The sequence below is a fragment of the Streptomyces sp. NBC_00271 genome (assembly GCF_036178845.1).
In the GTDB taxonomy this organism is placed as follows: domain Bacteria; phylum Actinomycetota; class Actinomycetes; order Streptomycetales; family Streptomycetaceae; genus Streptomyces.
Genome location: NZ_CP108070.1, coordinates 4033475 through 4055166, shown reverse-complemented (window position 1 = coordinate 4055166; position 21692 = coordinate 4033475). Strand labels below are relative to the sequence as shown.

The window sequence follows — 21692 nt, the reverse complement described above, 5'->3', positions numbered from 1 at the left end:
CTCATATCTGATGAAGCGTCAGAAACCAGGGAGGCGGTCGGTCATGACCGAGCTCGTGGAGCACGGACAGCTGTTCATAGGCGGGGAGTTGACGGACCCCCTGGGCAAGGACGTCATCGAGGTGATCTCGCCGCACACCGAGGAGGTCATCGGACGCGTCCCGCACGCGTCGACCGAGGACGTGGACCGGGCGGTCGCCGTCGCGCGCCGGGCCTTCGACGAAGGACCCTGGCCCCGGATGAGCCTCGACGAGCGGATCGAGGTCATCACCCGGATCAAGGACGGGATCGCGGTACGGCACGAGGAGATCGCCCGGGTCATCTCCTCCGAGAACGGCTCCCCGTACTCCTGGAGCGTCCTCGCGCAGGCCCTCGGCGCGATGATGGTGTGGGACGCGGCGCTCACGGTCGCGCGGAACTTCACGTACGAGGAGACACGCGACGGCGTCCTCGGGCGGATCCTCGTACGCCGCGAGCCGGTGGGCGTGGTCGCGGCCGTGGTGCCGTGGAACGTGCCGCAGTTCGTGGCGGCCGCCAAGCTCGCGCCCGCGCTGCTGACCGGCTGCACGGTCGTACTGAAGCCGTCGCCCGAATCGCCGCTGGACGCCTATCTGCTGGGCGAGATCGCGAAGGAGGCCGGGCTGCCGGAGGGTGTCCTGTCGATCCTGCCCGCCGACCGCGAGGTCAGCGAGTACCTGGTCGGGCACCCCGGCATCGACAAGGTCTCCTTCACCGGATCGGTCGCGGCGGGCCGGCGCGTGATGGAGGTCGCCTCGCGCAACCTCACCCGGGTGACGCTGGAACTGGGCGGGAAGTCGGCGGCCGTGGTCCTGCCGGACGCGGACCTCGCCACCGCCGTCCCCGGAATCGTCTCGGCGGCCTGGATGAACAACGGGCAGGCGTGCGTCGCGCAGACCCGGATCCTGCTGCCGCGCTCGCGCTACGACGAGTTCGCGGACGCCTTCGCCGCCGCGGCGGGCGCGCTGGTCGTCGGGGACCCGCTGGACCCGGCCACCCAGGTCGGCCCGCTGGTCGCAAGGCGCCAGCAGCAGCGCAACCTCGACTACATCCGCATCGGCCAGGAGGAAGGCGCCAAGATCCTCACGGGTGGTGGCCGTCCGCACGGGCTCGACCGGGGCTGGTACGTCGAGCCGACCCTCTTCGGAGACGTCGACAACTCCATGCGGATCGCCCGGGAGGAGATCTTCGGGCCGGTGATCTGCCTCCTCCCGTACGGCGACGAGGACGAGGCCGTGAAGATCGCCAACGACTCCGACTACGGGCTGAGCGGCAGCGTCTGGACGGCGGACGTTGCGCACGGCATCGACGTCGCGCGGCAGGTCCGTACCGGCACGTACTCCGTGAACACCTTCAGCCTCGACATGCTCGGCCCCTTCGGCGGCTACAAGAACTCGGGGCTGGGGCGGGAGTTCGGGCCCGAGGGGTACGGCGAGTTCCTTGAGCACAAGATGATCCACCTGCCGGCCGGCTGGGAGGCCTGAGGATGGGCGACCGCTGGGGGGTCGAGGTCGACCGCTCCGTCTGCATCGGCTCCGCCCAGTGCGTCCACCGCGCCCCGGAGGCCTTCCGGCTCGACACCGCCATGCAGTCGCATCCGGCCGAGGCCGAGACCGACGCCAACGAGAAGATCCTGGAGGCGGCGGAGAGCTGTCCGGTGGAGGCCATCATGATCACACTGCTGGGCAGCGGGGAGCCGGTGTTTCCACCGGAGGACTGAGGTCGGGTGCGATCTCGACGCGATCTCGAAAAAAGTACCTCTTTGGGTGGTTTCATTCCGCTGTAGGCGTTCTATGCTGGTAGTGGCCTACGAGGCGAGTGAGGGAGTTCAACCGGAGTAGCCGACTTTGGCGAGAGGCAGCAACTTCCGCCGGGGCCGACGTCGACGGTCGGGCTGAGAGGCCTGAAGGTAGTAGTCGGACCGGAAGGCGACCTCCATTACCTGATCCGGACCATGCCGGCGAAGGGAACCCGTCTCGTAGGTTTTCACGTGCCTTCGTGCGCCGACAGCATGCCTAGGGCTTCTCGGTCGGCTCCGTCAGGTCGATCAGGCGGCACACCGTCTCGATGTCGATCTTGACCTGGGCGATGGAGGCACGGCCGGAGAGCCAGGTGATCAGGGCCGAGTGCCAGGTGTGCTCGATGACCCGGACCGCGGAGAGCTGGGCGGGGCTCGGATCGTCCAGCCCCATCGCGTCCAGGATGATCACCGTCGTCTGCCGGGACACCTGGTCGACCTCGGGGCTCACACTGCGGTCCGCGAAGGTCAGCGCGCGGACCATGGCGTCGGCGAGGTGCGGCTCGCGCTGCAGGGCGCGGAAGGCCCGCATCAGCGTCTCCGCCACCCGCTCCGCCGCCGTGTCCCCGGCCGGCGGCTTCTTGCGGAGGGTGCCGTGCATGTGCTCCAACTGGTCCTGCATGGTGGCGACCAGCAGATGCACCTTCGAGGGGAAGTAGCGGTACAGCGTGCCGAGGGCGACCTGCGAGGACTCCGCGACCTCGCGCATCTGCACCGCGTCGAAGCCGCCCCGGCTGGCCAACTGCGCGCTCGCGTGCAGGATCCGGCGGCGGCGTGCTTCCTGCCGCTCGGTGAGTGGGGGAGAGGCCGGCTGCGCGGCGGGTCGCGCGGACTTGGCTTCCACCTTGACTTCCGCAGGCATGGGTCCCGTTCCGTGGTTCAGCTGGAGGAGCGACGAGACAGCATGGCAGACACTTCCGTGGGTCAGAACACATCCGTCATGTCATCCGCTCCGACGCTTCCGTCGTGGCGCGGATCACCTGATCCACTGCTCACAGAGACGCTACCTGCCGGTAGATTCAGTGCTCCTCGAACGATCAAGTCTGAAACTTGTTCTAGATTAGCGTCCCGGCGTAATCTCGCGGGAAAGTGCAGGGAGAAGGGGGCCGTAAGTGACCGCTGAGGCCATGGAGGCGGGCCCCGGAGCGGGCGCGGCCACCAACGGTGACGGACCGTTGCGCATCGCGCTCCTGACGTACAAGGGGAACCCGTTCTGCGGTGGTCAGGGCGTGTACGTACGGCACCTCTCGCGCGAACTGGCCCGACTCGGCCACCGGGTCGAGGTCATCGGATCCCAGCCGTATCCCGTGCTGGACGAGAACCTCCCCGAGCTCAGCCACAACCTCACCCTCACGGAACTGCCCAGTCTCGACCTGTACCGCCAGCCGGACCCCTTTCGCACCCCGAGGCGTGAGGAGTTCCGCGACTGGATCGACGCGGTCGAGGTCGGCACGATGTGGACCGGTGGCTTTCCCGAACCCCTGACCTTCTCCCTGCGCGCCCGCCGCCATCTGCGTGCCCGGCGCGGGGACTTCGACGTCGTGCACGACAACCAGACGCTCGGGTACGGGCTGCTGGGTGACGTCGGCGCGCCGCTGGTCACCACCATCCACCACCCCATCACCGTCGACCGCCAGTTGGAGCTCGACGCCGCCGAGGGGCGCCGGCGCCGCGCGTCCGTGCGCCGCTGGTACGCCTTCACGCGCATGCAGAAGCGGGTCGCGCGCCGTCTGCCGTCCGTGCTCACCGTCTCCGGCAGCTCGCAGCAGGAGATCGTCGACCACCTGGGCGTCGCCCGGGACCGGGTCCACGTCGTGCACATCGGCGCGGACACCGACCTCTTCTCGCCCGATCCGTCCGTGCCGCAGGTGCCGGGCCGGATCGTCACCACGTCCAGCGCGGACGTGCCCCTCAAGGGGCTCATCCACCTCGTCGAGGCGCTCGCCAAGGTGCGCACCGAGCACCCCGGCGCGCATCTCGTCGTCGTCGGCAAGCGTGCCGAGGACGGGCCGGTCGCCCAGGCCATAGAGCGGTACGGCCTCGAGCGCGCCGTCGAGTTCGTCAAGGGCATCTCGGACGCGGAGCTCGTCGACCTCGTACGGTCCGCCGAGGTCGCCTGCGTGCCGTCCCTGTACGAGGGGTTCTCCCTGCCCGCCGCCGAGGCGATGGCCACGGGGACGCCGCTGGTGGCCACCACCGGCGGGGCGATCCCGGAGGTCGCCGGACCCGACGGCGAGACCTGCCTCGCGGTTCCGCCCGGCGACTCGGGGGCGCTGGCCGCCGCGCTGAGCCGGGTGCTGAGCGACCCGGAACTCGGGGCACGGCTCGGCACCGCCGGACGCGCGCGGGTCCTGGACCGCTTCACCTGGGCCCGCGCGGCCGAGGGCACGGTGGCCCACTACCGCGAGGCGATGGCCCTCTCCGACGCTCGGCTTCGCCCCCGCGCGGGGACCCCCGTCGCGCCCCGCACGCCCGTCCGTTCCGCTCCCGCCGAGACCACGGCCGACCAGATCGTCACCCTGGCTGCCGCGACCCCGGCCGTCGTCGCCACGGCGGAGCCCACCCCCGGCCCCGTAGGTACCCACGGCCCCGTAGATTTCGGCCCGGCGACGGGCGTCACCCCCACCTCCGATCGTGAAAGCAGGGCCACGTGCTGACCGTCGACTTCTCCCGGTTCCCGCTCGCCCCGGGCGACCGCGTACTGGACCTCGGATGCGGTGCCGGCCGGCACGCGTTCGAGTGCTACCGGCGCGGCGCCCAGGTCGTCGCGCTGGACCAGAACGGCGAGGAGATCCGCGAGGTCGCCAAGTGGTTCGCGGCGATGAAGGAGGCGGGCGAGGCCCCGGCCGGCGCCACCGCGACCGCGATGGAGGGCGATGCGCTCGCGCTGCCCTTCCCCGACGCGTCCTTCGACGTCGTGATCATCTCCGAGGTCATGGAGCACATCCCGGACGACAAGGGCGTCCTCGCCGAGATGGTGCGCGTGCTGAAGCCGGGCGGCCGCATAGCGATCACCGTGCCGCGCTACGGCCCGGAGAAGGTGTGCTGGACCCTGTCCGACGCGTACCACGAGGTCGAGGGCGGCCACATCCGCATCTACAAGGCGGACGAACTGCTGGGCAAGATGAAGGAGGCCGGGCTCAAGCCGTACGGCACCCATCACGCCCACGCCCTGCACAGCCCCTACTGGTGGCTGAAGTGCGCGTTCGGCGTCGACAACGACAAGGCGCTGCCCGTGCGGGCGTACCACAAGCTGCTGGTCTGGGACATCATGAAGAAGCCCCTGGCCACCCGGGTCGCCGAGAACGCGCTGAACCCGCTGATCGGCAAGAGCTTCGTGGCGTACGCGACCAAGCCCCACCTGCCCCTCGACTCCGCCGCGGTGGACGCTTCGTGACGACTCCACGCACGCCCCGGACGGAACACCTCGTCCTGCCCGGGGTCCTCACCGCGCAGGAGGCCGCCGCCACGGTGCGGGCCGTCCTCGGGGTGCAGCGACCCGACGGCGCCATACCGTGGTTCCGTGGGCACCACCTCGACCCGTGGGACCACACCGAGGCGGCCATGGCACTGGACGCGGCGGGGGAGCACGAGGCGGCCGAGCGGGCGTACGAGTGGCTGGCCCGGCACCAGAACCAGGACGGTTCCTGGTACGCGGCGTACGCCGACGGGGACGCGGACGACGTCACCGACCGCGGCCGGGAGACCAACTTCTGCGCCTACATCGCGGTCGGCGTCTGGCACCACTACCTGGCCACCGGCGACGACGCCTTCCTCGACCGGATGTGGCCCGCGGTCTACGCGGCCGTGGAGTTCGTGCTGCGCCTCCAGCAGCCCGGCGGGCAGATCGGCTGGAAGCGCGAGGACGACGGCACGGCGGTCGAGGACGGCCTGCTGACCGGGAGTTCGTCCATCCACCACGCGCTGCGCTGCGCGCTCGCCATCGCCGAGCAGCGTGAAGAGCCGCAGCCCGACTGGGAGTTGGCGGTCGGCGCGCTGCGGCACGCGATCCGCAGGCACCCCGAGCGGTTCCTCGACAAGGACCGCTACTCGATGGACTGGTACTACCCGGTGCTCGGCGGCGCGTTGACCGGCGCCGAGGCCAAGGCCCGGATAGCGGAGGGCTGGGACCGGTTCGTGGTCCCCGGGCTCGGCGTCCGCTGTGTCGTCCCCAACCCGTGGGTGACCGGCGGCGAGTCGGCCGAACTCGCCCTGGCGCTGTGGGCCGTGGGCGAGTCCGACCGTGCCCTGGAGATCCTCCAGTCCATCCAGCACCTGCGCGACCCGAAGACGGGCCTCTACTGGACGGGCTACGTCTTCGACGCCCGGACGATCTGGCCCGAGGAGCTCACCAGCTGGACGGCCGGCTCGCTGCTCCTCGCCGTCGCCGCGCTCGGCGGCGACGAGGCGACCTGCGCGGTCTTCAGCGGCGAGCGCCTGCCGCTGGGCCTCGACGCGGAGTGCTGCTAGGTCCTGTCGGCGGCCCGGCGGGGTCGGCTCAGTGCCGGTGCATGCGGTTGGCGATGGCGTGGCCGACGAAGAGGTACACGACGGCGGCCAGGCCGTAACCCGCGACCACGCGTGCCCACGCCCGGTCGAAGGTGAACAGGTCGCGGGACCAGCCGGCCAGCCAGCTCGCCACGTTGTGGACGAACTGGACCAGGTCGTTGGCCCGGTTCGCGTCCAGGAGGTACATCAGGATCCAGAGGCCGAGGATGACGGCCATCACGTCGGCGACGATCGCGATGACCGTGCCCGCTTGGTTGGAACCGTTGCGATATCGAGGGGACATGACCTCCGGGTTGCCGCGTATCCGTGGATGAAACCCGTGGGGGACGGAACCCGAACGCCTCGCTCGAGTGGCGGGGCGGCCGTGTTCGGGTGAGCCTGCTGGAAGAGCCGTGTCTCCCGGAATCCGGGAGAACCGTTCCCTTCCCCGGAGGACCCCGTGCCCGTACCGATACGGCGCCTCGTCGTGGCGCTCACCGTCTGTTGCGCCCTGCTCGCCGGCGCCACGGCCTGCGGCAGTGGCAGCAGCGCCACCAAGGACAACGCCGCCGTCGTGGCGGCCGCCACCCCGTCCAGCAGCACCCCGTCCAGCAGCAGCACCGTGGAGAAACAGAAGCTCTCCAAGACCCGCTTCGTGGCGAACGCGGGCCTGGCCGCCGGAGCCACCTACCAGTGGATCGTGAAGCCCTGGAAGGCCGGCAAGTTCAAGAAGGGCGCCAAGGGCCGCAAACTCGCCCTGGTCAAGGCGGCCCTCGCCGGCACGTTCGCGTACAACCGGCTCAAGGCCGCGAAGAGGAACGCCGAGGGCGACCCCACTCTCTCCAAGGCTCTCGCCCCGCTCAGCGCCGGCATCGAGTCCCTCAAGAACCTGCCGTCCAAGCTCCGCAAGGGCGACTCGACGGACGCGACCGCGGGTTCCTTCGAGGACATCATCAACAAGGTGAAGGACGCGGGCAAGAGCGCGGGCGCCCCGGTCACCGACAAGGTGCCGTCGACCTCGCAGCTGTCCGGCGGCTGAGCTCCGCCCGTCCTGTGAGCCCCGGCCTGTCCGGTGCGGCACCACTGCCGCACCGGACAGGCCATTCAAGAGCCTGCGGGAGGGGCCCGAGCCCGGGAAGGCGCCGCTGAGCGCGGTCATGTCGGAGTTCGTCTCCGCCACCGGCCGTTTCACCGCGCACCGTACGGACAGCGGTGACGTGGTGCTGCGCGCCCGGTACGGGAGCGGGGAACCGTCCGCGCATGTGAAGATCACCTGCGCCGGGTCCGAGGGGCGCGGGGAGTTCCGCAACGAGGACTACTACACCGGGGAGTTCCAGGCCCGGTGCCTGGGCAAGGTGCGCACCTGGATCAGCGGGACGGGGGAACTGACCCTGGACCCGATCGCCATCTTCCGCTGAACACCGCTCCCTAGGAGTTGAGCTCGGCGAGAACCCGTAGCGTGTGCGGGTCCGGTGACAGGGCCAGCAGGTCCGTCACCGGGCCCTTGCGCCACAACTCCAGCCGCTCGGCGATGCGTTCACGCGGTCCGACGAGGGAGATCTCGTCGGCGAACGCGTCCGGGACGGCGAGCACCGCTTCCTGGCGGCGTCCCGCGAGGAACAGCTCCTGGATGAGCCGGGCCTCCTCCTCGTACCCCATCCGTGCCATCAGATCGGCGTGGAAGTTGCGCGCCGCGTGCCCCATCCCGCCGATGTAGAAGCCGAGCATCGCCTTCACGGGCAGCAGCCCTTCGGCGACGTCGTCGCAGACGCGGACATGGGCCATGGGCGCGACGAGGAAGCCTGCGGGCAGATCGCTCAGCGCGGCCTCGTAGGCTCCTGGGCGGCTCGGCGACCAGTACAGCGGCAGCCAGCCGTCCGCGATCCGGGTCGTCTGCGCGATGTTCTTCGGCCCCTCGGCGCCGAGCAGGATCGGCAGGTCGGCGCGGAGCGGATGCGTGATCGGCTTCAGCGGCTTGCCGAGCCCGGTGCCGTCCTCGCCGCGGTAGGGGTGCTGGTGGAAGCGGCCGTCGAGCTCGACGGGCCCTTCGCGCCTGAGGACTTGGCGTACGACATCGACGTACTCACGGGTCGCGGTCAGCGGCGACTTCGGGAACGGACGGCCGTACCAGCCCTCCACGACCTGTGGTCCCGACAGCCCGAGGCCGAGCATCATGCGCCCGCCCGAGAGGTGGTCGAGGGTGAGCGCGTGCATCGCGGTGGTGGTGGGGGAGCGGGCGGCCATCTGCGCGACGGCCGTGCCGAGCCGGATACGGGTCGTGTGCGCGGCGATCCAGGTCAGCGGGGTGAAGACGTCCGAGCCCCAGGACTCGGCGGTCCACACGGAGTGATAGCCGAGCCGCTCCGCCTCCTGGGCGAGCGGCAAATGGTCCGCGGAGGGGCCGCGCCCCCAGTAGCCGAGTGCGAGGCCGAGCCGCATGAACCCTCCAGGTGTGTGGTTCTGACGGTACGTCAGTCACGTGCGGGCCAGCCGACTGTACGACAACGGCCCCCCGCCCGGAAGGACGAGGGGCCGCAGAAGGCCGTACGGGAGCGGACGCGGCAGGTCAGCCCCGCTGGATCCCGGAGGTGTCCTGCAGCACGCCGCGACGGCCGTCCTGCGTCTGCGCCACCAGGTTCGCGCCGCGCTGCTCCACGGCCAGGTACCAGGTACCCGGCGCGAGTTCGGCGATCGGCGCCTGCGAGCCGTCCTCCGCGAACAGCGGACGCGGCACCGGCACGGCGAACCAGAACGGCGAGAAGTCACCGGCGGGCGGTTGCGGTTGCGGGGTCGGCGCCTGCTGCGGCTGGCTGGGCTGAGCGCCGAACGCCTGCGCCTGCTGCGGCTGACCGCCGAAGGCCTGACCCGGCTGCTGGGCACCGGGGTAGCCGTAACCCCCGGGCGGCTGGGCGCCGTAGGGCTGGGGGGCGGCGGGCTTGGGGGCGGGGACGAGCGCGGCCTGCAGGGCCGGGACGAGCGGGGTGGCGATCGCGGCGCCGGCCATGATCAGCGTCGCGATGAAGGCGAGGATCAGGCCGGTGCCGGCGCTGATGGCACTGTCGTCGCTGCCGGCGATCGGGTCGACCACGTTCCCGAGCGCACTCCATGCGGCGAAGACCGTGAAGGCGACGCCGAACTGGCCGAGGTCGAGCCCGACGATCTTGGGCACCTGCGGCAGGCCGTGGGAGACGATGACCAGCGCGGCCCCGATGATGCCGGCCAGGACCACGCTCAGCAGGACCGGTCCGCTCGACCAGGCGCTGGGGATGCTGGCACTGCTGGAGACCCCGTCGATGGAAAAAAGGTCGAGGAACGACGCGATGAACAGCAATACCGCTGCTCCGATCACCACGCCGTCGCCTCGAGTGAGGGAGCGGATATTCACTTCAGGTCCTTCGTCAGTCGTCTCGTCGTCGGTGGAGGCGTCGCTGACACCATGCCGCCATAAGGCCCTGGTGTGAAGCGCGGGGGTGGCCCCTCATCGTAGGGATGACACTATCTCCCGTCCGATCAGGGTGTCCGTCGGGTTCGATCCGCCGACCACTACCCGCGCAGGAAACTCACGATTCCCTCAGAGATCCCACGCGCCGCCTTCTGCCGCCATGCGCCGCTGGTCAGCAACGCGGCGTCCTTGCTATCGCGCATGTTGCCGCACTCGATGAACACCTTCGGAACCGTTGACAGATTGAGACCGCCGAGATCACTGCGGACGTCGAGTCCGGTGCCGCCGCCGATGTAGTTGGAGGGCGCGCTGCCGGTGTCGCGGACGAAGTTGCCCGCGATGCGCTCGCCGAGATCGCGCGAGGGGGCGACGATCGCGCGGGTGTCGGCGCCGCCGGAGTGCACGGACGCGGGGAGGATGACGTGGAAGCCGCGGTTGCCGGCCGCGGAGCCGTCCGCGTGGATGGAGACGACCGCGTCGGCGTGCGCGTCGTTGCCGATGCGGGCCCGCTCGTCGACGCACGGGCCCCAGGAACGGTCGCCGTCCTGGGTGAACTTCACCGTGGCGCCCTCCTGTTGCAGGAGCGTACGCAGCCGGCGGGCGACGTCGAGCGTGAACCGGGCTTCCGTGTAACCCGCGTTGGTCGACGTGCCGGTCGTGTCGCACTCCTTCCAGTTCGTGCCGATGTTCACCTTGCGGTTGATGTCGGCCGCGTGCTGGAAGTTGCCGGGGTTGTGGCCCGGGTCGATGACGACGACCTTGCCCTTGAGGGGTCCCGCGGCGGCGGGCAGGTCCGAGGCCGCGGGAGTGGCGGGGCCGGAGAAGGTCGAGCTCGGCGGCTTCCCGTCGTCCGTCCCGGACGCGGTCGGTGTCCGCGCCGCGGCGGAGGCGGATCCGGGTGCCGCGGAGGAAGCCCCGGGTGCGCCGGCCGAGGTCGTCGAGGTGGCGGACGTACTGCCCCCGCCGCCCGAGTCACCCACGGCCTGCCACACCAGCCACCCCACCAGCGCCCCCGGCACCAGCGCGGCGACCGCCACCGTCATCGGCCCGCGCCGGGAGCGGCGGGGGCCGGGAGGATCGAAGTCAGGACCTACGTACGACACGTCAGCGACTCTAACCGGGCTCTCAGATCCCCGCTCCCGTTCGCCGCAGGACGCGCAGTGAGTCGGTCGCCGAGACCTCGGTGAACGCGCCGGACTCCAGGGCCCGGAGGTAGACGCGGTAGGGGGCCTGGCCGGTGAACTCGTCGGCCGGGTCGGGGAACACGTCGTGGATGAGGAGGAGGCCGCCCTCGGCGACGTGCGGCGCCCAGCCCTCGTAGTCGCCGGAGGCGTGCTCGTCCGTGTGGCCGCCGTCGATGAAGACGAGAGCGAGGGGCGTGCGCCAGAAGGCGGCAATCTGCGGCGAACGGCCGACCATCGCGACGACCTGGTCCTCCAGACCCGCCTGGTGGAGGGTGCGGCGGAAGGTGGGAAGGGTGTCCATCCGGCCGATCTCGGGGTCGACCGTGGCCGGGTCGTGGTACTCCCACCCGGGCTGCTGCTCCTCGCTGCCCCGGTGGTGGTCGACGGTGATCGCCGTCACCCCGGCCGCGCGCGCCGCGTCCGCGAGCAGGATCGTGGAGCGCCCGCAGTACGTGCCGACCTCCAGCAGGGGCAGTCCGAGCCGGCCCGCCTCGACCGCGGCCTCGTACAGCGCGAGCCCCTCACGGAGCGGCATGAACCCCTTCGCGGCCTCGAAGGCGGCCAGGATCTCCGGCTTGGGTGCCGCGGGCATGGGGTCCTGCATCGGGGGTCCTCCATCGGGTGCGAACGGCAGCGTCGCACGTCCGCCTGTGCGGGTCCGGGTGCACGTGCCTGGTGTACGTGCCTGTGAGCGCCCCATGGTGCACCACACCCCCGCCGCAGCGGCGACGGGGGTGTGGTGCGCAGGGGCCGGGCCCCAGGGCCCGTCGTTCGGATCAGGCCCTTCGGATCAGGCCTGGGCCGGAACGGTCTCGCTCGGCAGCGCGAGGTCCAGCTCGACGGGGCGGTCGTCGCCGGAGTGGGTCGCCGAGGAGGCGAGCGGGCCGTGGCCCGGTGCCCTGGCGGCGAGGACGTACGCGCCCTCGGCGGGCACGGCGAGCACGTAGCTGCCGTCCGCCTCGGAGAGCGTGGCGCCCGCCTGGCGGCCGCGCCGGTCGATCAGGGTGACCTTGGCACGGGCGACCGTGCCGCCGTCGGCGTCCAGCACCCGGCCGCGGAAGCCGCGGAGCACCTCTTGGGCGCGCTCCAGGGCCGCGTCCTCCTCGCTGCTCGCGCGCAGCTGCGGCTTGGTCGCCGGGCGCCGGCCCGGCAGCAGCAGGGCGAAGAGCAGACCGATGGCGACCGCGCCGGTGGCGATCAGGAAGGAGACCCGGAAGCCGTGCATGGTGGGGATCTCGAGGCCGCCGACGTTGTTCGCGGTGTTGGCGAGGACCATGCCGATGACGGCGCTGGAGACCGAGGTGCCGATCGAGCGCATCAGGGTGTTGAGGCCGTTGGCCGCGCCCGTCTCCGAGGCCGGGACGGAGCCGACGATCAGCGCGGGCAGCGAGGAGTAGGCGAGGCCGATGCCCGCGCCCAGGACCACCGAGATCACGATGGTCTGCCAGGCGGCGCTCATCAGACCGAGGCCGGCGCCGTAGCCGATCGCGATGATCAGCATGCCGAGGATCAGGGTGACCTTGGGGCCGTACTTGGCGGAGATCCGGGCGTAGACCGGCGCGGTGAACATCATCGTCAGGCCGAGCGGCGCCACGCACAGACCCGCGACCACCATCGACTGGCCGAGGCCGTAGCCGGTGGCCTTCGGCAGCTGGAGCAGCTGCGGCAGGACGAGCGAGACGACGTAGAAGGAGACGCCGACCATGATCGAGGCGAGGTTGGTGAAGAGCACCGAGCGGCGGGCGGTGGTGCGCAGGTCGACCAGCGGCGCCTTCACGCGCAGTTCCATCACGCCCCACAGGAGCAGGACGACGGCCGACGCGGCGAACAGGCCGAGCGTGGTGGTCGAGGTCCAGCCCCAGTCGCTGCCCTTGGTGATCGGCAGCAGGAAGAGGACGAGGCCCGCGGACAGGCCCGCCGCGCCCAGACCGTCGAAGGTGCCCTCGGCCCGCATCGGGGACTCCGGTACGGCGACGAGGGTCAGAATGATCGCGACGGCGCCGAGACCGGCGGCGAGGAAGAAGAGGGCGTGCCAGTCGGCGTGCTGCGCGACCAGGGCCGCGACCGGCAGCGCGAGTCCGCCGCCGACGCCGATGGAGGAGCTCATGAGGGCCATCGCCTCGCCGAGCTTCTCCCGGGGCAGCATGTCGCGCATCAGGCCGATGCCGAGCGGGATCGCGCCCATGGCGAAGCCCTGCAGGGCGCGTCCGACGATCATCACCAGCAGTGCGCTGGTGAAACCGGCTATGAGCGAGCCGACGACCATCACGGACAGGCTCGCGAGCAGCATCCGCCGCTTGCCGTAGAGGTCACCGAGCCGACCCATGATCGGCGTGGCCACGGCTCCCGCGAGCAGCGTCGAGGTCATCACCCAGGTGGCGTTGCTGGGTGCGGTGCCCAGCAGCTCCGGCAGGTCCTTGATGACCGGAACGAGCAGGGTCTGCATCACCGCGACAACGATGCCCGCGAAGGCCAGTACCGGCACGATCGCGCCGCCGGGCCTCCGGGTGGGCTGGTCGGTCGTCGTGTGCGTCATTGCGTGAGGCCTCCAGGCCAAAAGAGAGAGGGAGGAAGAAGGAGGAGAAGAGCGGTGGGCGATCCGTGCGGGAGCGCGTGCGGGATACGTGCATGTCGAACCCGGTGCGCCCAGGCAACTATTCCGATGCTTCGGCGTACTAACAAAATCTTGACCTTCCCATGAAGAACTGACCCGGCATCAGACCTGGTGGGTAAATGAAACGTGTTCTAGTCTGCGCGCCATGAAGGCCTACGTCGCCGGGGTCGGGATGACCAGGTTCGAGAAGCCCGAGACCCGTGAATGGCAGTACTGGGACATGGCACGGGAGGCGGGGAGTGCCGCTCTCGCGGACGCCGGGATCACGTACGCCGAGGTGGAACAGGTTCCTGTCGGCTACTGCTTCCAGCCCTCGACCGCCGGCCAGCGCGCCGCGTACGAACTCGGCCTCACCGGCGTCCCCGTCTACAACGTCAACAACAACTGCGCCACCGGATCGAGCGCGCTGATGCTGGCCCGGCAGTTCGTCGAGGGCGGGGTCGCGGACTGCGTTCTCGCGCTGGGCTTCGAGAAGATGAAGCGCGGGGCGCTGGGGGGCGGTGCGGACGGGGGAGACTTCTCGACGTCCCCGGTGGCCCGCCACTACGGCGTCATGGCCGCCCGGCACGGCTTCGAGATGTCCCCGCCCACCGCGCAGATCTTCGGCGACGCGGCGCGCGAGCACATGGAGAAGTACGGCACCACCGAGGCGCAGCTCGCCGCCGTCGGGGCCAAGAACCACCGCCACTCGGCGAACAATCCGTACGCCCAGTTCCAGGACGTGTACGGGGTCGACGAGATCCTCGCCAGCCGGGTCGTGCACCGGCCGCTGACGAAACTCCAGTGCTCGCCCACCTCGGACGGGGCCGCCGCCGCGGTCGTGGTGTCCGAACGGTTCCTGGAGCGGCACGCGCCGGCGCGCCAGGCCGTCGAGATCGTCGCGCAGGCCATGACCACCGACACCGAGGAGTCCTTCGCGTCCGGCTCCTGCGTCGACGTCGTCGGACAGCCGATGTCGCGGGAGGCCGCGCGCCAGGTGTACGAGCGGTCGGGACTCGGCATCGACGACGTGGACGTCGTGGAACTGCACGACTGCTTCTCCATCAACGAGCTGCTGACGTACGAGGCGCTCGGGATGTGCGAGGAGGGGGAGTCCGGCAAGCTCGTCGAGTCGAGGGCCACGACGTACGGCGGGCGGTGGGTCGTGAACCCGTCCGGCGGGCTGATCTCCAAGGGGCATCCGCTGGGGGCGACCGGGATCGCCCAAGTGGCCGAGCTGGTGTGGCAGTTGAGGGGCGAGGCGGGACCCCGGCAGGTACCGGGCGCACGGGTCGGGCTCGCCCACAACATCGGGCTGGGCGGGGCGGCGGTGGTCACGCTGCTACGGGCGGCGGGCTGAGCCACCGCCCGACCGACGCGGCCGGGCCTAGGTCCAGTGGCCCAGGGTGGCCTAGGTCCCGTGGCCCAGGGCGAGTGCGGCGAAATCCCGATGCAAGGACCGTAGGGCGGTTGAGAGCATGACACTCATGCTTCGAGCCGCGGAACACACCCGAATATCCGCTCGCGTCGCGCCGCCCACCTGGCTGGTGGTGGCGCTCGCCTGCGCCGGACAGTTCCTCGTGGTGCTCGACGTGTCCGTCGTGAACGTGGCGCTGCCGTCCATGCGGACCGACCTGGGGCTGAGCGCGCCGGGGCTGCAGTGGGTGGTCAACGCGTACGCGATCGCCTTCGCCGGGTTCATGCTGCTCGGCGGGCGGGCCGGTGACCTGTACGGGCGCAAGCGGATGTTCCTGGTCGGGCTCGCGCTGTTCACGGTGGCCTCGCTGGGCGGCGGGCTCGCCCAGGCGGGCTGGCAGCTGCTGGTCGCGAGGGCCGCGCAGGGGCTCGGAGCGGCGGTGCTCGCGCCCTCGACGCTGACGATCCTCACCTCGGCGGTCCCGGAGGGTGCCGCCCGCGCACGGGCCATCGCGACCTGGACGGCGGTCGGCGCCGGGGGCGGGGCGGCCGGCGGTCTGGTCGGCGGGCTGCTGGTGGACGGGCTGTCGTGGCGGTGGGTGCTGCTGATCAACGTGCCGGTGGGCGCGGTGGTGCTGGCGGGCGCCGCACGGTGGCTCGTGGAGAGCCGGGCCGGGGACGGGCGGCGGCTCGATCTGCCGGGCGCGCTGCTGGTGACGGCGGGGCTCGCGACCCTCGCGTACGGGATCGTGCAGACCGAGGCGGAGGGGTGGGCGGCGGCCGCGACGCTCGTACCGCTGTGTGCCGGGCTCGCGCTGATCGGCCTGTTCCTCCTGGTCGAGGCGCGGACGCGGGTGCCGCTGATGCCGCTGCGCCTGCTCGGTGTGCGGGCGGTGGCGTCGGCGAACGCGGCCATGTTCGTGTGCGGCTCCGCGATGTTCTGCATGTGGTTCTTCATGACGCTGTACGCGCAGAACGTGCTCGGCTACTCGCCGCTGGGCGCCGGGCTGGCGCTGGTGCCGAGCTCGCTCGCGGTGGTCCTCGGCTCGAAGCTCGCACCGCGGCTCATGCCGGTGGTCGGGGCGCGCAACGTGGCCGTCATCGGTTCGCTGGTCGCCGCGGCGGGCTTCGGCTGGCAGTCGACGATGACGGCCGACGGCTCCTACCTGACGGCGATCATGTTCCCCGGGATCCTGATGATGGCGGGCGCGGGGCTGGCCGCCACCCCGCTCGCCTCGCTCGCGACCTCGGGCGCGGCGCCGGGGGACGCCGGTCTGGTGTCCGGGCTGGTCAACACCTCGCGCACGATGGGCGGTTCACTCGGACTCGCCGTCATGTCGACCATCGCGGCCTCGCGTACGGGGAGCGGCTCGTCGGCCCAGGCGCTGACGGAGGGATACGCGCTGGTCTTCCGTACGGGCGGGTACGTACTGCTCGGCGGGGCGGTGCTGATGCTGCTGTGGCTGCCCTCGAGGATCTCCGCCCGCTGAGGCCGCCGAAGATCTCCTGCCGTCGAGGCAACGAAATCCGGTCCTCGTGGACTCCTTTGTACATCTAGGAGGTGCCCATGGGGGATCGGAAGCAGGCTCGGGACGAGGAGTTCCAGCGCTTTGTCATCGGCCGCTGGCCGCGGTTGATGCGTACGGCATTTCTCCTTACGGGGGAGCAGCACGCCGCCGAGGACCTGGTCCAGACGACGCTGGAGCAGGTCTATGTGGCCTGGCGCAGGGTCGGCGCGGCCGACGATCCGGAGGCCTACGTACGGCGCGTGATGATCAACGCGCATGCCCGGAAACACCGCAGAAGGCTCAAGGAGTTCCTGGCGCCGAAGGACGACTCGGGGCTCACGCACGAGCTGCCCGACCAAGGTGACCGGATCGCCCAGGCCGACGACCGCAGCGCCCTGCTGACGGCGCTCGTCCAACTGCCGCCGCGCCAGCGCGAGGCGGTGGTCCTGCGGTACTGGGAGGACCTGAGCGAGAGCCAGGCGGCGGAGGCGATGGGCTGTTCGGTGGGCGCGGTGAAGAGCAACGCGGCGAAGGGGATCTCGAAGCTGCGCGCCATACCGGGCCTGGCGGACATGGTGACGCACGGAGGGCGGAAGTGATGAGCGCGGACCGGGAGACGAACCACGACATGACACACAGGGACATCGCCTTCCTGCTGGCCGAGGCCGCGGACGAGGCGGAGATCGGCATAGCCCCCTACCAGGCGGTGGTCCGCGGTGGCCGCCGCCGCAAGGCCCGCCGCTGGGCACTGGCGGCAGCGGCGGCGCTGGTGATCGCCGGTTCGACGGGGACGTTGGCACTGGCCGGGGTGACGGGCGGCGACGCGCAGAAGGTCGCGCCGGCGGCGACGCGGCCGCCGGTGAGCGACGAGCGGCATCTGTACGAGCCGCAGCGCAGCGACCTGGCGAGGGGAACCGAGCACGGCAAGAAGTGGAAGGTCGTCATCGACGTCTGGGGAGCGCCCCGGAACAAGGCGGAGGCGCAGGGGCAACTGGACGCGATGACCGAGTCCGGGCTCGGCAAGCCGTGGGTGAACGTGCGCAATGCCTCCGAGCTCATCGGCAAGAGCTCGTACTTCGTCCGCCTGACCTTGGACGACAAGACGTCGATCAAGTTGCTGGGGGCGTTCGAGAAGGGAGACACCATGGCGGGCACGGACCTCAAGTCCGGCGCGATGCCCTTGGATACCAGCAGGACGGCGACGAGCGGGACCGACCAGCGGCTCGTGGTCGGTCAGATCGCCACGACCGCCCAGGAGGTCACCTGCACCTGGGACGACGGCACGACGACCGCGGCGTCGAGGCCCGCCCCGGGCACGGGCATCGTCGGGGACTTCGAGGATGCGATCCGCCCGGCGGACGGTTCCCGGTCCGACTGGTTCGTGTGCCTGGGACCGGAGGGAAGGACCTTCAAGGCGGTGGCGGTGACGAAGTAGGAGATTCGCGCGCGGTGAGCCGGGCGGCCGGCGGTCACAGCCAGCCCTGTTGGCGGGCCTCCCGCATCGCCTCCATGCGGTTGCGGGTGCTCGTCTTGCCGATCGCGGAGGAAAGGTAGTTGCGGACGGTCGACTCGGAGAGGTGGAGCTTGGAGGCGATGTCGGCGACGGTGGCGCCGTCCACCGAGGCCTTCAGGACGTCGCACTCACGGGCGGTGAGCGGATTGGGCCCGGCGCTCAACGCGGCGGCGGCGAGCGCCGGGTCGATGACCGTCTCGCCGGTCAGCACTCGCCGGATCGCCTCGGCGAGGTCCTCCACGGGGCCGTCCTTGACCAGGAACCCGGCGGCGCCCGCCTCCATCGCGCGCCGCAGATACCCGGGCCGACCGAAGGTGGTGAGGATCAACACCCGGCAGTCGGGCGCCTCTTCGCGCAGTACGGCGGCGGCGTCCAGGCCGCTCATCCCGGGCAGCTCGATGTCCAGCAGGGCCACGTCCGGGCGGTGCGTCAGCGCCGCGTCCACGATGGCGTCGCCCGCCGCGACCTGGGCGACGACCTCGATGTCCGGCTCCATCCCCAGCAACAGGGCGAGCGCGCCCCGCATCATTCCCTGATCCTCGGCAAGCAGGACACGCACGGACTTCGTGGGCCGGTGGTCCCGGGGCATCTCGTTCACGGGGCCCAGCGTAAGGCGGGGGAAGGCATGTGACCCGTCGTGGTGCGCACTTCGCCGGTCGTTAAAAACTCTCCATGGTTCGACTCCGCGCGTCTTGACGGCCCTTGACTCCGGGCAAACAATCGCCTCGACATTCCGCGATCGCCTTTGCCGTTCCTGTGTCGAGTCGATATTCGCAAACGTTCGGCATTTCGACCGGGAATGGTTCGGTATTTCGATCGAACAATGTCCGGTATTTCGACCGGGCACCCGCACTGTCCTACCAGGAACGGAAGAGGTGCATGGTGTTACCAAGATCGTCGCGCCCGAGAAGCGCCGTATTGGCCGTGCTGTCGGTGCTGGCGGCCGTCGTCGCGCTCGCCGTCGGCACCCCGGCGGCCACCGCCGCGGGATCGCTGCCCTGTGACGTCTACGCCGCCGCGGGCACACCCTGTGTCGCCGCGCACAGCCTCGTCAGAGCGCTCTACTCGTCGTACAACGGCTCGCTCTACCAGGTGCAGCGCGCCTCCGACAGCGCCACCGCGAACATCGGTCTCCTGGCGGCCGGCGGGTACGCGAACGCGGCGGCACAGGACTCCTTCTGCTCCGGCACCACCTGCATCATCACCAAGATCTACGACCAGTCCGCGCGCCACAACGACCTCACCGTCGAGGGCGCGGGCGGGGCGGGCGCGGCCGATGTCGGGGCGCCCGCGGACGCGCTGCCGGTGACCGTCGGCGGCCACCAGGTCTACGGCCTGGAGATCTCGGCCGGCATGGGCTACCGGGACAACTCCACCTCGGGCGTGGCCACCAACGGGGCGGCCGAGGGGATGTACATGGTGACCTCCGGCACCCATGTGAACGGCAGCTGCTGCTTCGACTACGGCAACGCCGAGACCAACAACCAGGACACCGGCAACGGCCACATGGACGCGATCAACTTCGGCACCGAGTGCTGGTTCTCGCCCTGTTACGGCCAGGGCCCCTGGGTGCAGGCCGATCTGGAGAACGGACTGTTCCAGTCGGACTCCGGCTACAGCAAGAACACGTCGAACACCGGCACCGGGTCGATGCCGTTCGTGACCGCTTTGCTGAAGAACAACGGTCAGAACCATTTCGCGCTGAAATACGGCAACGCCCAATCGGGCGGTCTCACGACCACTTATTCCGGGGGTGAACCCACCACCAGTGGTTACTCGCCCATGCATCAGGAGGGCGCGATCGTCCTGGGCACCGGCGGCGACAACAGCAACGGCTCCATCGGGTCCTTCTTCGAGGGCGTCATGACCTCGGGCATTCCGACGGACGCCGCCGACGACTCCGTCCAGGCCGACATCGTCTCCGTCGGCTACGGCGGTGCGACCGGCAGCACCGGCTCGCTGACGGCCGGGTCCGAGATCTCGCTGCGCGCGACCACCTCGTGCTGCACGGCCGACTACATCCGCCACCAGAACAACGCGGCGGTCATCTCGGCCATCACGTCGAGCAGTTCGTCGCTCGACAAGGGCGACGCCACCTGGATCGTCCGCAGGGGCCTCGCCGACAGCTCCTGCTACTCCTTCGAGTCACGGAACTACCCGGGCGACTTCCTGCGGCACTACAACTACCAGCTCTACCGACAACCCATGGTCGGCACCACGCAGTTCAGACAGGACGCCACGTTCTGCGCCGGGACCGGCAAGAGCGGGACGGGGACCTCGTTCGCTTCGTACAACTACCCGACGAGATACCTCCGGCACTACAACTACAACGTCTACATAGCGAGTGACGGCGGCTCGAACGCCTTCGACAGCGCCACCTCGTGGACGGACGACGTGAGCTGGGCGGTCACGGCTCCCTGGGCGCCGTAGCCACCGAAGAGGACGCCAAGTCCGCCGCGGACGCCAAGTCTGCCGCCTCCACCGGGAGTTCGGCGGTGACCGTGAAGCCGCCGCGTGGTGACGGGCCGGCCCTGAGCGACCCGCCCGCCGCCGCGAGGCGTTCCGTCAGGCCCTTCAGACCGGTGCCACCGATGCCCTCGGCAAGGCCGGTCGCGGAGGCGCCCGTGCCGGTGCCGTCGTCCGTGACGGTCAGGCGGACCTGACCGTTCGGTACGCCCTCGACGGTGATCTCGCAGCGGGTCGCGCCGCTGTGCCGTACGACGTTGGTCACCGCCTCCCGGACCACCCAGCCCAGCAGGGCCTCGTTCTGCGGGGTCAGCGGGGCGCCGGACTGGCGGACCACGGGGTCGACGCTCGCCGCGGACAGGGCGGAGCGGGCCCGGTCCAGTTCCGTGGTGAGGCTGCCCTCGCGGTAGCCGGTCACCGCCTCGCGGATCTCGGTCAGCGCCTGCCGGCCCACGGACTCGATGTCCGTGATCTGGGTGAGGGCCGCGTCCAGGTCGCGCGGGGCCAGCCGGCGGGCCGCCTCCGACTTCACCACGATGACGGAGAGCGTGTGGCCGAGCAGGTCGTGCAGGTCGCGGGAGAAGCGCAGGCGTTCCTTCTCGACGGCGCGGCGGGCCAGCTCCTCGCGGGCGGCGCGCAGTTCCCGTACCGCTTCGGAGAGGGAGAGGATCGCCGCCGTCACCATGGTGGACAGGAAGGTGCCGTACGCGACGTTCACCGCGTCCCAGCCCGCGCGGAAGAAGGAGACCGCCGCCGCGAGCGCGGTCAGACCGAGGCCGATCTGACCGACCCGCGGGCCCCGCAGCGCCGCGCCGGTGGCCAGGCCCAGCAGCGGGAAGAAGTACAGCCAGCTGCCGCCGTACCCCAGGGCCAGCCCACAGGTGACCAGGCCCATCAGGACGAGCGCCACCTTGGTGGAGCGGGCCTCGCGGGCCTCTTTCACGAAGGAGCGGAACGTCACATAGATGTAGAGGGAGTTGAAGGTGAACAGACCCAGGCCGCCGATCCAGGGGTTGGGGGTCTCGCCCTGGAGGAGGTTGGAGAAGGAGCCCATCCCCATCAGCAGCCACGGCAGCAGCGCGAAGCCGGTGGGCGGCGGGCCCGGGTTCTCGGGCCACTTCCCACCCTTGCGGGCGGCCCGCTGCTCGACCTTGAAGCGTTCCATGTCGGCCCGCCAGCGCGCCCGCGCCACCCGCCACCCCTTCACCTGACAGGTGACCTCTCGTATCCAGGACATGTCCCCGCTCCCCCTTCGGACGGCCTGCTT

Annotated in this window: 21 protein-coding genes; 12 read left to right on the top strand and 9 right to left on the bottom strand. The window is 70.7% G+C overall.

The window, feature by feature from the left end:
• Positions 1 to 43: 43 nt before the first annotated feature.
• Positions 44 to 1501 (top strand): aldehyde dehydrogenase, encoded by a 1458-nt coding sequence (locus tag OG798_RS18860; RefSeq protein WP_097226081.1) that lies wholly within the window; start codon positions 44 to 46, stop codon positions 1499 to 1501.
• 2 nt (positions 1502 to 1503) lie between these two features.
• Positions 1504 to 1737 carry a ferredoxin gene (locus OG798_RS18855; protein WP_054230941.1) on the top strand — a complete coding sequence of 78 codons (234 nt, stop codon included), beginning with the start codon at positions 1504 to 1506 and terminating at the stop codon, positions 1735 to 1737.
• 295 nt (positions 1738 to 2032) lie between these two features.
• Here the strand turns inward: OG798_RS18855 and OG798_RS18850 are convergent, their stop codons facing one another.
• A complete protein-coding gene (locus OG798_RS18850) occupies positions 2033 to 2677 on the bottom strand; it encodes a TetR family transcriptional regulator (protein WP_095854951.1) in 645 nt (214 codons plus the stop codon).
• Between the two features lie 250 nt (positions 2678 to 2927).
• Between OG798_RS18850 and OG798_RS18845 the strand changes: the two genes are divergently transcribed.
• The 3 genes from OG798_RS18845 to OG798_RS18835 are packed head-to-tail and all read left to right on the top strand — an operon-like array spanning position 2928 to position 6285.
• Positions 2928 to 4472, top strand: coding sequence for a glycosyltransferase family 4 protein (locus OG798_RS18845; protein WP_267061615.1), 1545 nt, complete (start codon positions 2928 to 2930; stop codon positions 4470 to 4472).
• Positions 4466 to 5212, top strand: coding sequence for a class I SAM-dependent methyltransferase (locus tag OG798_RS18840; RefSeq protein WP_075026596.1), 747 nt, complete (start codon positions 4466 to 4468; stop codon positions 5210 to 5212). The genes OG798_RS18845 and OG798_RS18840 overlap by 7 nt, the downstream gene beginning before the upstream one ends.
• On the top strand, positions 5209 to 6285 hold the full coding sequence (locus OG798_RS18835; RefSeq protein ID WP_095854952.1) for a prenyltransferase: 1077 nt from the start codon (positions 5209 to 5211) through the stop codon (positions 6283 to 6285). Before OG798_RS18840 ends, OG798_RS18835 begins: the two co-directional genes overlap by 4 nt.
• A 28-nt stretch (positions 6286 to 6313) precedes the next feature.
• Here the strand turns inward: OG798_RS18835 and OG798_RS18830 are convergent, their stop codons facing one another.
• Complete coding sequence (locus OG798_RS18830; RefSeq protein ID WP_075026594.1) at positions 6314 to 6607, bottom strand: hypothetical protein; 294 nt, start codon at positions 6605 to 6607, stop codon at positions 6314 to 6316.
• Between the two features lie 156 nt (positions 6608 to 6763).
• On the opposite strand from OG798_RS18830, the gene OG798_RS18825 reads away from it, so the two are divergent.
• On the top strand, positions 6764 to 7342 hold the full coding sequence (locus OG798_RS18825) for a hypothetical protein (protein ID WP_261684425.1): 579 nt from the start codon (positions 6764 to 6766) through the stop codon (positions 7340 to 7342).
• A 118-nt stretch (positions 7343 to 7460) separates the two neighbouring features.
• Positions 7461 to 7721, top strand: coding sequence for a hypothetical protein (locus OG798_RS18820; protein WP_328757350.1), 261 nt, complete (start codon positions 7461 to 7463; stop codon positions 7719 to 7721).
• A 10-nt stretch (positions 7722 to 7731) separates the two neighbouring features.
• Here OG798_RS18820 and OG798_RS18815 read toward each other — a convergent pair whose 3' ends face one another.
• From OG798_RS18815 to OG798_RS18795, 5 genes are all read right to left on the bottom strand, one after another.
• Positions 7732 to 8742 carry an LLM class F420-dependent oxidoreductase gene (locus OG798_RS18815; protein WP_097226083.1) on the bottom strand — a complete coding sequence of 337 codons (1011 nt, stop codon included), beginning with the start codon at positions 8740 to 8742 and terminating at the stop codon, positions 7732 to 7734.
• Between the two features lie 127 nt (positions 8743 to 8869).
• Positions 8870 to 9688, bottom strand: a complete 819-nt coding sequence (locus OG798_RS18810; protein ID WP_097226084.1) for a hypothetical protein — start codon at positions 9686 to 9688, stop codon at positions 8870 to 8872.
• 158 nt (positions 9689 to 9846) lie between these two features.
• Positions 9847 to 10848, bottom strand: coding sequence for an N-acetylmuramoyl-L-alanine amidase (locus OG798_RS18805; RefSeq protein WP_121416295.1), 1002 nt, complete (start codon positions 10846 to 10848; stop codon positions 9847 to 9849).
• 22 nt (positions 10849 to 10870) lie between these two features.
• Positions 10871 to 11521, bottom strand: coding sequence for a class I SAM-dependent methyltransferase (locus tag OG798_RS18800; RefSeq protein ID WP_121418512.1), 651 nt, complete (start codon positions 11519 to 11521; stop codon positions 10871 to 10873).
• Positions 11522 to 11719: 198 nt separating this feature from the next.
• Complete coding sequence (locus tag OG798_RS18795; RefSeq protein ID WP_328757349.1) at positions 11720 to 13465, bottom strand: MFS transporter; 1746 nt, start codon at positions 13463 to 13465, stop codon at positions 11720 to 11722.
• 223 nt (positions 13466 to 13688) lie between these two features.
• Between OG798_RS18795 and OG798_RS18790 the strand changes: the two genes are divergently transcribed.
• From OG798_RS18790 to OG798_RS18775, 4 genes are all read left to right on the top strand, one after another.
• Positions 13689 to 14882, top strand: a complete 1194-nt coding sequence (locus OG798_RS18790; protein ID WP_328757348.1) for a lipid-transfer protein — start codon at positions 13689 to 13691, stop codon at positions 14880 to 14882.
• Positions 14883 to 15000: 118 nt separating this feature from the next.
• On the top strand, positions 15001 to 16428 hold the full coding sequence (locus tag OG798_RS18785) for an MFS transporter (protein ID WP_413253538.1): 1428 nt from the start codon (positions 15001 to 15003) through the stop codon (positions 16426 to 16428).
• A 77-nt stretch (positions 16429 to 16505) separates the two neighbouring features.
• Positions 16506 to 17045: a SigE family RNA polymerase sigma factor gene (locus OG798_RS18780; RefSeq protein ID WP_328757347.1), complete on the top strand. Its 540-nt coding sequence runs from the start codon at positions 16506 to 16508 to the stop codon at positions 17043 to 17045.
• On the top strand, positions 17045 to 17881 hold the full coding sequence (locus tag OG798_RS18775; protein WP_267061609.1) for a hypothetical protein: 837 nt from the start codon (positions 17045 to 17047) through the stop codon (positions 17879 to 17881). The genes OG798_RS18780 and OG798_RS18775 overlap by 1 nt, the downstream gene beginning before the upstream one ends.
• 34 nt (positions 17882 to 17915) lie before the next feature.
• On the opposite strand, the gene OG798_RS18770 is transcribed toward OG798_RS18775, so the two are convergent.
• The gene (locus tag OG798_RS18770) at positions 17916 to 18548 is read right to left on the bottom strand and encodes a response regulator transcription factor (RefSeq protein WP_067363136.1); all 633 of its coding nucleotides are present in this window, start codon (positions 18546 to 18548) and stop codon (positions 17916 to 17918) included.
• Positions 18549 to 18838: 290 nt separating this feature from the next.
• On the opposite strand from OG798_RS18770, the gene OG798_RS18765 reads away from it, so the two are divergent.
• Positions 18839 to 20389, top strand: a complete 1551-nt coding sequence (locus OG798_RS18765) for an alpha-L-arabinofuranosidase B (RefSeq protein ID WP_328757346.1) — start codon at positions 18839 to 18841, stop codon at positions 20387 to 20389.
• On the opposite strand, the gene OG798_RS18760 is transcribed toward OG798_RS18765, so the two are convergent.
• Positions 20367 to 21662, bottom strand: coding sequence for a sensor histidine kinase (locus OG798_RS18760; RefSeq protein WP_328757345.1), 1296 nt, complete (start codon positions 21660 to 21662; stop codon positions 20367 to 20369). The two genes, OG798_RS18765 and OG798_RS18760, sit on opposite strands and share 23 nt — an antisense overlap.
• Between the last annotated feature and the right edge of the window lie 30 nt (positions 21663 to 21692).